A 10,106-nucleotide genomic window follows, 5' to 3' on the forward strand; every position below is an offset into this window, starting at 1 on the left:
ATAGACAATATGGCTATACGGAAAAAGACATGGTCTCTCATGTTATTCTCCTTTACTGGTCTTTTTTCCTGAGATCAATGATTCAGGATGTTGTTCGAGGTAGTCTGTGAGATAACGGACCGAACGGACCGTATTTGATACCTCCTCGAGGGTCGTATTGATTTCATGAGTCAGCACCGAGTTTTCTGAGACGATTTCACGGTAGGATATGAGTGTTTGTTTTGCTTCCTGCAGGGTCTTGTTGGCAATTGTCAGTGTTTGTTCAACCTGCTCCGGTATCTTATCACCCTTTGCGACAATCTTGCGTATATCTACTGTCGCGTCTTTTATGGCTAAAAGAACAGGTTTGAGTTCCCTGCTTGCCTCATCCAGTGATTTGATGCTTGAAGTGAATTCCCTGGAATTGACTGCTTTATCGATCCCATCGATAGCGTTGCTGATCTTATCAAAAAGCCCCTTCCAGTTGATCGCTTCCGCTGTCTTCAGTATCTCATCGATACTGGAAGGTATGGTTGGAATCTCCGGGTACCTGTCTTCAAGACCTACAAGCCTGATCTTTTTGTCAGGGAAGAAATCGAGGTAGATCATAAGCTGACCGGTAACGATACTTTGCATCTGGAGCTGTGCCCTGAGACCTTTTTCAATAAGCTGGGTAAACTGGTCCTGTTGACCCGACACAAGCGGTCTGTCGGTAATGACCGCCCTGGGGTCCAGCTCGACATAGACAGGGATGAGAAAGGATCTGTTCGTATAACTGTATCGTAACACAATATTAGTGACAGTACCTATTTTAACGCCCCTGAATACGACCGGAGAACCTACGTTGAGTCCCTTTACGGAACCATCAAAGAACATCACGTAGGGTAGTTTATCGGCAAAAAATTTGCCTGACCCGAAGACCCAAACAGCCAGAATGGCAAGCGTTAGGGCGCTCACGATAAATGTACCGATTAAGGTCTTACTCGCCTTTTTTGCCATCGCTTTTCTCCTTTTTCAGTGTTTTCTTACCCCTCTGTCGCGTATTCGTTACTGTGCTCGGCGCGACACCGTGATTCCGTACCCCCCCTGGTGAGGAAGCTGTGGACCGTCGGGTTCTTACATTCGGCAAGGAGTTTTTTCGGGTCACCTGATGCTATCATAGTCTTTGTATCCGCGTCGAGAAATACCGAATTGTTCCCTATGGCAAAGATGCTTGCCAGTTCATGTGTTACGACGACAATAGTGGTACCGAGGCTGTCGCGGAGCTCGAGGATGAGATCGTCGAGAAGTTTCGCGCTAATAGGGTCCAGCCCGGCAGACGGTTCGTCGAAATAGAGTATCTCGGGGTCGAAGGCCATGGCGCGGGCAAGGCCGGCACGTTTTTTCATCCCGCCGCTGATCTCAGAGGGATAATAATCCTCGAAGCCTGCAAGGCCAACGAGGGAAAGCTTAAGTGATATGATCTCGCTGATCTGGGCATGGCTTAAGTCGGTGTATTGCTCAAGCGGCAGGGATATGTTCTCTGCAAGCGTCATTGAGCTCCACAGGGCCCCGCTCTGGTAGAGAACCCCGAAGTGTCTCATGAATTGTTCCCGTTCATCAGGGGTCAGGTCCCAGAGATTCACATCTCCATACAATACTTCGCCCTTAACGGGTTCCTTGAGACCGATAAGGTGCCTCAAGAGTGTGCTTTTGCCGCACCCGCTGCCGCCCATGATAATGAAGACGTCACCGCGGTTGACCGTAAATGTTATATCCTGTTGGACCACGTGTTCCCCGTATGCCATCGTCAGATCACGGACAATGATGTGAGGTTCAGGGATCTCAATAGCAGCCTTATCCTTTTCCATCAGAGCCCCAGTACGTCGCATAGTATGGTGATGATCGCGGTTGCAATGATAATGCTCACAATACTCGTCACCACTGCTGATGTCGTTGCATCGCCGACCGCGGAGGCGCTTCTCCCGCATTGCATCCCGCGGAGACACCCCGCAAAGGAGACAAGGATACCAAACACAAAACCGCTGAAAAGCCCGATCCATATATTCGTCAGGCCCACCGCCTCTTTTGTCTCCTGAAAGTATTCGTTCACCCCGATGCCAAACCCTGTTACACTGACAATAAGCCCACCCAGCATGCCCATCAGATCCGCATAGAGGGTAAGGAGCGGCATCATAAGGGTCAGGGCGATCATCCTCGGAAGAACAAGGAATTCGACAGGCGATATGCCGGCAGTCTTCAGGGCGTCGATCTCTTCATTGACCTGCATGGTGCCGATCCTTGCCGCAAATGCTGCACCGGTGCGTCCTGCCATGATGATCCCTACCATGATGGCCCCCATTGCCCGTGTCATCGCGATGCCGACAAGGTCGGCGATAAAGATCTGTGCCCCGAACATCTTGAGCTGTATGGAACCGACAAAGGCAAGGATGAGGCCGACAAGTACACTGATAAGGGAGACGATAGGAAGGGCATCTGCGCCGCATTGTTCAAGGATCAGCATGAGATCGGAGCGGCGGAACCTGGCCCTGCCGGTAAAGAGCCTGACAAAAGCGACAGAGACCTCCCCAAGGAAACTCAGTATCTCGAGGAGGGCGTGCCATATGGTTACCTCTGCATGGGTGATGTGTGTCAGCAACGATACACGGATCGATTCCCTGTGTGCCTCTTTCAGTTCCGGGACTGTGGATGCGAGGTTGAGGAGCCGCTGGACGCCCCGGGGCAATCCTCCGAAATCTATAGTAGTCTCCTTTCCGGAACAGTGATGCTTCAATCTGATGAGAAAGGTCAGAAGACCGCTGTCCCATCCCTCAAGCCCCTGCGCGTCAAAGACTATTCGTTGCGGCTGCGTTACCGCATCGATCTCTCTCATGAGAGCGTCGGAAGAGGGAAGAGCGTCGGTAAGTCTCCACTCCCCTGAAACATTGATAGTAAGGGTGTTTTCCGTTGACCTCTCAAAACGCAGTTCACCCTGCTTCAAATATGTTATCTCCGATGTTTTTATAATAGACGCTCCATAAGGACAATAAAATCATTATATGGTAAGAATGTTTTCAATTCAACAAGTTGTTGTACGAATAAGGCAGTGAATAGTGAAAGGTAAGAGGTAATAGGTCATTGCGAGCCCGCAGGGCATGGCGTTCTGTCATTGCGAGCGGAGCGCGGCAATCTCATTAATAGATTATACCCGTGGATCGCCACGGACATGTTCAGGGACCATGTTCAGGGACGTTGGTAACTTTGGTAACTAACTTACTGCCACCATATGTCGGCTGCAGAAACAGTGCATCAGTTTGGCGTATCGCGTGTTGCGGTATCAAAGATGATAAAAAGAGTGAAAATATCATGAATAAGTTACACAAATTACCTACGTTATGACCTTTCTCTTGATTCACTGATTGCTTCCAGTATTTCCTGTCTGGAAATACTTTTGCTCAAGCCTGGTACGTCGAATGGGGAACGGCGAGTGCGGGTGGATTTAGGAACAATGGTGTACATATCACCTTTGCGACGTTTAATTACTACCTCTTCAATCTTAGATTCTTCGAGGATCCTTGAAAGTTTTTCTCTAGCCTCAGAATAAGTATATATTTTCATGATATTATGTCGCCACCTTTATTGATAAACTTTCCGCAACTTCGCCCATGCGGGCATCGAGGCTGATGAGGGGTGATTTTGTCTCAAGACAGCACTGAATATAAAAGGCATCGTATGCATAGATATTACGCCTAATAGCAATTTTTAAAGCATCATATATTCTTATAGGCACAAGCCTTACCGGAATGCCTTGCGATATGTTAAATGCTTTAAGCGCTTCCCGATCTGTTAAGCGTCTTTTCTTCTTCATCGCCGTCAGCGCATTGGCTATTTCGTAGGGAAGTATCTCCGGCGCAATAAGAGAAAAGCCTGATGTTTTTTCAATGACCCATTTTCTGTCAGCTTCATTAAAAACAACGGAAAGAAAGGCGCTTGCATCAACTACTACTTCCATGTAATTAGTTGTACAACTCATTTATCAAGTTGTCAATATATATTTGCCATAACACTTAATATACCAACTTGGTATTTATTTAGATGATATACCAGACAAAAAAATCAACCAAAATATTCCTGTATTTTCTATAAAATGCAGCATGAAAATATTTGTTAAATGGTTTTTGCTGATATTACGGAGTAAAAGACAATATGCCTTTTTCCGGATGCTGGATACTTGATACTCGTCACTCGATACTCGATGCTGGCGGGAGCGATCACGGCAGGACGGGACAGGCTATGAGCCCCTTTATTTAAAGGACGGGCATCGGCGTCGGGCTTGTTGCTCGAGACTAACCTCGCAATTAAACCGTCCCTGTAGCAAACCGTCGTGAGAGAAAGGCAGCAGAGAGCGGAGAGCTGAGAGCTAAGAGTAAACTCAACAAACCCAATGAACGCGAGCGGTATAAACCAGCCCACACCGTGGGCGAGAGGGGGAGTCTCTTCGGGCTTATGCCCGAAGAGGGGGCGACCCCCTTGCGGGGACAGGCGTGAGCCCCGGTAACAGCAAGCCGCTGGAGCGGAATGAGCGTGTTTGCGGGGAAAGCCCGACGCCGATGCCCATCCTCCGTTAACTACTTCGCTGCCTTTTTTAATGCTGCACGAAGCCGGGTTGACCCTTTGTTGCTTACATCCTGCTTTATAATGATCTCAGCAGGGTCTACTTCCTTGCCGTAGTATGCCTCGTTGAGACCATTTCTCACCTTCACGACAGAGCCCTCGAGGTTTAATCCGGCGTAGATGCCCTTGGATTTCGCGAAGGAGATGATATCCGCGGTAATGGCCCCTTTTGCGCCGGTGCCGACAGGGCCGAGGGCAATAGATGTATCACCGCCCAGTTTGACCGATGTGGTGAGAAGGGAATCGACTGCCCTCTGGCTCATAATCATCATGATGACTTCCGCGGCTTCACCGCCTATCTGGAGCCCGAAGCTCACTGAGCCGATGGTATAGAAGGCAGGCTCGCTCCAGTTGCCTGTCTTCGAGTCCCTTGCTGTGAGGACGCCTGTTCCGCCGGAGCCTCCGAGGATAAAACCGGCCTTGAGTACCTGCGGGAAGATCAAAAGGCCCTTGACGTCCTTGAGGTGATCGTTGAGATAGCTGTAATTTTTGTCCCTCGCAAAGGAACTGAAGGTGATCCTCGCCTTATCGACAATCGCCTGTGCCTCTTCCTTATCGGCCGCCCTCGCAGGCAGGACGGTGATAATGAGTAAAACAAAAGATACTAATACCGGAACCAATAAGCCTGTATAACGTTTCCTTAAACCTTTTCGTTTCATATGTCCCTCCTTTATTTAAGCCTTCTTCCGGCTGCCAGGTCGTTACAGCAGTTCCTTCAGCCGCACGTAGTCGATCTTCCCGGTGCCGAGCTTGGGTATATCCTTCATGTACCGGATCTCTCTCGGACAGGCGAGGTCGGAAAAACCCTTTGCCTTCAATATCTCCCTTACCGTCTTCTGTTCGGCATCTTTGCTGTTTGTAACGATGATCAGCCGCTCGCCCTTCCGTTCATCCGAAACGGCCATGACGGCAACCTCCTTGCGTTCACCGAATTGACCGGCAAGGGCCTCTTCCACCGCCGTGAGGGAGACCATCTCCCCGCTGATCTTGGAAAACCTCTTCAGCCTGCCCACTATCCTTATAAAACCGTCCTCCGTGATCTCCACAATATCGCCCGTATCATACCAGCCCTGATCCTCTACGAGAAATTTCTCGTTCGCCTTTTCGTTTTTCAGATACCCCTTCATCACGTTCTTGCCTTTGATGTAAAGCTTGCCCACCCTCCCCTGCTCATTGTCGATGCCCTCAACGGGCACAAGCCTGTATTCCATACCGGGCAATATCTTCCCCACTGTCCCGTATTCATGTTCGAGGGCATTGTTGATGCTGATGATCGGGGAACATTCCGTGGCGCCGTACCCCGACATGACCCGCACGCCGTAGACCTTTGCGTATCTGTCGAATACGCTGTCGCTCAATGCCTCGGCCCCGCAGAAGATGTACCGCATGGAATAGAAATCGTAGGGGTGCGCCTTTTTGCTGTAGCCGTTCAGGAACGTGTTGGTCCCTATAAAGATCGTACACCCTTCGTCATAGGCTATCTCCGGCACGACCCTGTAATGGAGGGGACTCACATAGAGAAACGCCTTTGCACCGGCGAACATCGGCAGTATGGTACCGATGGTCAGGCCGAAGCTGTGAAAGACCGGCAGGGCATTAAGGAAATAATCCGTCTCCCGCACGTCTACCTTTGTGAGTGCCTGGCGGATGTTGGAGATGATATTCTCATGGGAGAGGCAGACCCCTTTGGGTACGCCTTCGGAACCGGAGGTAAAGAGGATCACCGCCGTCTCTTTTTCCTCACCCGGTCTCATCAGCGCATAAGGACCGGGAAATATGCTACGCATGATGCCTGTAAACTTCTGTTTTAAATCTATCTTTTCCCCCAGCTCTTCGATAAAGATAACGTTCTTTCCTTCAAAGACAGACCGGTTGATCCTGGTCCGTTCAAGAAACTGTTGCGACGTTATGATGGTGGCGAGATCGGCAAGTTCCATGGAATGTTGCAGTGCAGCCGGGCCGGTCGCGTAGTTAAGGAAGACCGGTACCTTCCTGAAAAGCTGCAACCCCATGAAGATAAGGGCCGTGACGGTCAGGTTCGGCAGGAGCAGGCCGATGTTCTTATCGGGCAGCTTTGCGAGACAGCCCCCCAGTACAAAGGCGCCTGTCAGTGATCTCCTGTAGCTTACCTCCTTCCCTGTCGAGTCTTTGTATAGTATCCTGCTTCCGTTCCCTTTGCCGAGCCTGATAAACTCGTGCGGCAGCGTTGAAGGCCTGTTTGTCGCCTCGTAGGTCATATCGCAGAGGGCCTTGTAGATCATTGCCGCGGCCTTCTTCTTCCGCTTCTTCGGCACCATATCTTCCAGGGCTATGGGCTCAAGGACCTTTCCGATGGTGATCGCAACGGGTGCGAAGATCCTCCTGCGGTTCTCCTTCTTTTTGGAAAATATCGTCGAGTAGGTATTGCTGAGATGGACAGGCAGTATCCATGCCCCTGTCTTGTACGCGACAAATCCCGTCCCTTCATAGACCTTCATGATGCTCCCCGTTTTTGTCATCCTTCCTTCCGGAAAGACAAGGAGCGGCGTGCCCTTGTTCACCTTGTCGATGATCCCTTTCAGGGAATAGGGGTTCATCGTATCCAGCGGTACCGCGTAATCGTTCTGCATGAAAAACCTGAAACGGCGTTCCTGGGCCCTTGTCCTGCTCACAAGGATCTTGAGGTTAAGATCCAAATAGGTCCAGAGCAGTACCCCGTCGATAAGGCTTTCATGGTTGGAGATGATTATCAGCTTTTCAAGTCCCTTCGGCACGTTCTCCAGCCCCTCGACCCTTACCCTGTGGAAAAGAAAGAAATAGACCTTGAAGAGAAGCCGGCAGGCTTCCTCGACGATTGTTTTCAGAATGGGATACTTGCTGAACATCTAATCCGTTACCTTCCCTTTCATAACTATATGAACACGCTGTTTGTGTCAAGTACATATTAATGGGGCTCACGCCTGTCCCCGTAAGGGGGTCGCCCCCTCCAGCAGCAAAGCTGCCGGAGCCACCCCCTCTCGCCCAAGAATGGGCTATAACATATTTTGGGGCTCACGCCTGTCCCCGTAAGGGGGTCGCCCCCTCTATAAATCAGCAGTCAGCTTTCAGCCGTCAGCAGCCAGCCAAAACAAAAAAGACCTTAAGCTGATCATTGATGGATAAAAAAGTCGTCAGCAGACAGACTTCGGTTTTCCCTTGTTGTCATTGCGAGAGGAGCGCGGCGTCTTGTCATTGCGAGCGGAGCGCGGCAATCCCATCTTTTGAGATCGCCACGTCGCTTCGCTCCTCGCGATGACAAGAAAAAGTAAGCTCCTCGCGATGACAAGAAAGAATGTGGCTCCCCGCACCTCGTCCCTCGTCCCAGCACAGCGGACGTCCTTCGTCCCTCGGTTATTTATCGTGTTTTGCCTGGCAGATGAAGTACACTTCCGAGCTGACGCTTCGTGACGCGGCAGGCTTATAGGTGGATACCTTATTGAAACGGTTGCGCAGTTTTTCCGAGATGCCTTTCTGGACACCGGTGAAAAAAGACTTGATGATGAAGTGACCGCCGGGTTTGAGGCCTGCATCAACGGTTTTAAGAACAGCCCCGAAGAGTTCCTCGATCCGCGCGTCATCGACTTCGCGGATACCCGACAGGTTGGGGGCGATATCGCAGGTAACGACATCGAAACGATCAATAGCGTTTTCGGAAAGGACATCCCCAATATCCTTTTTTCTTATGTCTGCCTCAATTGTCATGATGTTCTTTGCCGGGAGCGTGGGCGTGGGGAGGATGTCGATGCCGATGACCTTCCCCTTTTCGCCGGCCATTCCGGAGAGGAGCTGCAGCCAGCTCCCCGGCGCGCATCCGAGGTCGAGCACTACATCGCCCTTTTTGATGCTGCGGAACCTGTTCTGGATCTCCTGCAGCTTATAGGCGCTCCTCGCCCTGAACCCTTCCTGTTTGGCCTTTTTATAAAAGGTATCTTTAAGGACGAACCGTGCCATAGGGGTTTACGATGAGGCCGTCTTGCGGTTTTTCTTCTGTCTCTTCAAGAGATCGTGTAATGAACCGGGATAATGTCTCCTGCGGGGAGTTTTCGTTTCTGAGATATTCTATCAACCCTTTGTAGTACGGGAGGTCGTTCGTCGCGTAAAAGAGGTATGCGTAATCCTCCATGAGCCTCTTTATGCGGGGGACATAAGATGCTAAGGGATCTCCGGCGACAAGGGTCCTGATGAATTCCTGTTTTTTCTCCTCGACTATATAGGGAGGAAGGACAATCGTCGAGCCGCCCAGTCCTGCATATTCCTTCCTGTCGTCGTCCATCCCTTCCCAGGTGACCTTGAAGGGCGCAAAGACGTCATGCGCAAAAACCGTTTCAGGAGATACGCTACCGGTTCCCTCCGGCACGGCGAGGTCGTAGATATCGGCTGTCTTCCGGATGCCGCCGGTCAAACGGGCATTGAGGGGTTTCATCTGCTTTATCTCTTCGGCGAACCTGCCCGAGGTGGTGCATGCCTCCTCGATAAGGAGGCTCGCGTAGCGCGGTGAGACCTCTGCGAAAACGATCTGTTTCGATGTGCTGCGGCGATATTCGTTGACGATCATCTCGAGGTTCTGTTTATCGACCGGCGCGGTGTGTAATTCGAGGAGACCTTCAGCATAGTGACTTATTGCGTTGAGTAAGATGAAGCTGTTCTTTTTGATACCGAAGACAAGAAGGATAACGCGGGTTCCCATATCATCATAATTAGACATAAAACCCTTATTTTCCCGGGTCTCTGTAACCTTTTTGAGAACAGGCTCACCGGTTGCCTTTGGTTCTTCAACCCTGATGCCCGCCGACTTGAGACGGAAGATCGATTTCCTGATAACCTTCAGGACGTCCTTGTCTGTCTCTCCGGGATAGACGGCGTTCAGGAATTGTCCGGAGAATTCCGATTTTATGTTGCTGACCTGTCCCAGGACAACGAGCTTTTCTCCCTTCGTAAGTGACGAAAAGGCCGCTGCATGTTTTTCAATGTCGGTACCGCTTCTTATCGACTGTATAATCTGATCCATGCCGAGTTCCTTTGCAATAAATTAGAAATCCTAAACACCAATTGCTAAGCACGAAATCCTAATTTCTAAATCCTAAACAATATCGAAATTCAAATATCAAATGTTCTAAACATGTTGTCATCGCGAGGAGCCATACTCTTTGTTGTCATCGCGAGGAGCCATACTCTTTGTTGTCATCGCGAGGAGCCATACTCTTTGTTGTCATCGCGAGGAGCCATACTCTTTGTTGTCATCGCGAGGAGCGAAGCGACGTGGCGATCTGTTGTGACCTGTTGAACGAGATTGCCGCGCTACGCTCGCAATGACAAAACGCCGCGCTTTGCCCGCAATGATATAGTTATTTTGTTCAATTGTTTCGAACATTGGAACATTCGTGCTTGTTTAGAATTTCGAAATTAGTAATTCGAAATTCTCTTCTTTCATCATTTTGCTACTTTATACCCTGCCT

Annotated in this window: 9 protein-coding genes; all 9 read right to left on the reverse strand. The window is 50.2% G+C overall.

Annotated features, from left to right (window positions below):
- Positions 1–42: 42 nt before the first annotated feature.
- Positions 43–978 carry an MlaD family protein gene (locus PHU49_10130; protein MDD5244364.1) on the reverse strand — a complete coding sequence of 312 codons (936 nt, stop codon included), beginning with the start codon at positions 976–978 and terminating at the stop codon, positions 43–45.
- Positions 979–1,004: 26 nt separating this feature from the next.
- Positions 1,005–1,829, reverse strand: a complete 825-nt coding sequence (locus tag PHU49_10135; protein ID MDD5244365.1) for an ATP-binding cassette domain-containing protein — start codon at positions 1,827–1,829, stop codon at positions 1,005–1,007.
- Positions 1,829–2,959 carry an ABC transporter permease gene (locus tag PHU49_10140; GenBank protein MDD5244366.1) on the reverse strand — a complete coding sequence of 377 codons (1,131 nt, stop codon included), beginning with the start codon at positions 2,957–2,959 and terminating at the stop codon, positions 1,829–1,831. The genes PHU49_10135 and PHU49_10140 overlap by 1 nt, the downstream gene beginning before the upstream one ends.
- A 392-nt stretch (positions 2,960–3,351) precedes the next feature.
- Positions 3,352–3,576, reverse strand: a complete 225-nt coding sequence (locus PHU49_10145; GenBank protein ID MDD5244367.1) for a type II toxin-antitoxin system Phd/YefM family antitoxin — start codon at positions 3,574–3,576, stop codon at positions 3,352–3,354.
- A gap of 4 nt (positions 3,577–3,580) precedes the next feature.
- Positions 3,581–3,970: a type II toxin-antitoxin system VapC family toxin gene (locus PHU49_10150; GenBank protein MDD5244368.1), complete on the reverse strand. Its 390-nt coding sequence runs from the start codon at positions 3,968–3,970 to the stop codon at positions 3,581–3,583.
- A gap of 616 nt (positions 3,971–4,586) precedes the next feature.
- Positions 4,587–5,291, reverse strand: a complete 705-nt coding sequence (locus tag PHU49_10155) for a lipid-binding SYLF domain-containing protein (protein ID MDD5244369.1) — start codon at positions 5,289–5,291, stop codon at positions 4,587–4,589.
- A 42-nt stretch (positions 5,292–5,333) separates the two neighbouring features.
- Positions 5,334–7,496 carry an AMP-binding protein gene (locus PHU49_10160; GenBank protein MDD5244370.1) on the reverse strand — a complete coding sequence of 721 codons (2,163 nt, stop codon included), beginning with the start codon at positions 7,494–7,496 and terminating at the stop codon, positions 5,334–5,336.
- A 505-nt stretch (positions 7,497–8,001) separates the two neighbouring features.
- Positions 8,002–8,601, reverse strand: a complete 600-nt coding sequence (locus PHU49_10165; protein ID MDD5244371.1) for an RlmE family RNA methyltransferase — start codon at positions 8,599–8,601, stop codon at positions 8,002–8,004.
- Positions 8,582–9,658, reverse strand: a complete 1,077-nt coding sequence (locus PHU49_10170; GenBank protein MDD5244372.1) for a hypothetical protein — start codon at positions 9,656–9,658, stop codon at positions 8,582–8,584. The genes PHU49_10165 and PHU49_10170 overlap by 20 nt, the downstream gene beginning before the upstream one ends.
- Positions 9,659–10,106 lie beyond the last annotated feature (448 nt).

The sequence above is a fragment of the Syntrophorhabdaceae bacterium genome (assembly GCA_028713955.1).
Taxonomy (GTDB): Bacteria; Desulfobacterota; Syntrophorhabdia; order Syntrophorhabdales; family Syntrophorhabdaceae; genus UBA5609.

What these genes read in the sequence shown, in the direction of transcription:
- PHU49_10155 (MDD5244369.1), bottom strand. Translation starts at nt 5,291, where the DNA reads ATGAAACGAAAAGGTTTAAGGAAACGTTATACAGGCTTATTGGTTCCG.
- PHU49_10130 (MDD5244364.1), bottom strand. Translation starts at nt 978, where the DNA reads ATGGCAAAAAAGGCGAGTAAGACCTTAATCGGTACATTTATCGTGAGC.
- PHU49_10165 (MDD5244371.1), bottom strand. Translation starts at nt 8,601, where the DNA reads ATGGCACGGTTCGTCCTTAAAGATACCTTTTATAAAAAGGCCAAACAG.
- PHU49_10145 (MDD5244367.1), bottom strand. Translation starts at nt 3,576, where the DNA reads ATGAAAATATATACTTATTCTGAGGCTAGAGAAAAACTTTCAAGGATC.
- PHU49_10150 (MDD5244368.1), bottom strand. Translation starts at nt 3,970, where the DNA reads ATGGAAGTAGTAGTTGATGCAAGCGCCTTTCTTTCCGTTGTTTTTAAT.
- PHU49_10160 (MDD5244370.1), bottom strand. Translation starts at nt 7,496, where the DNA reads ATGTTCAGCAAGTATCCCATTCTGAAAACAATCGTCGAGGAAGCCTGC.
- PHU49_10170 (MDD5244372.1), bottom strand. Translation starts at nt 9,658, where the DNA reads ATGGATCAGATTATACAGTCGATAAGAAGCGGTACCGACATTGAAAAA.
- PHU49_10135 (MDD5244365.1), bottom strand. Translation starts at nt 1,829, where the DNA reads ATGGAAAAGGATAAGGCTGCTATTGAGATCCCTGAACCTCACATCATT.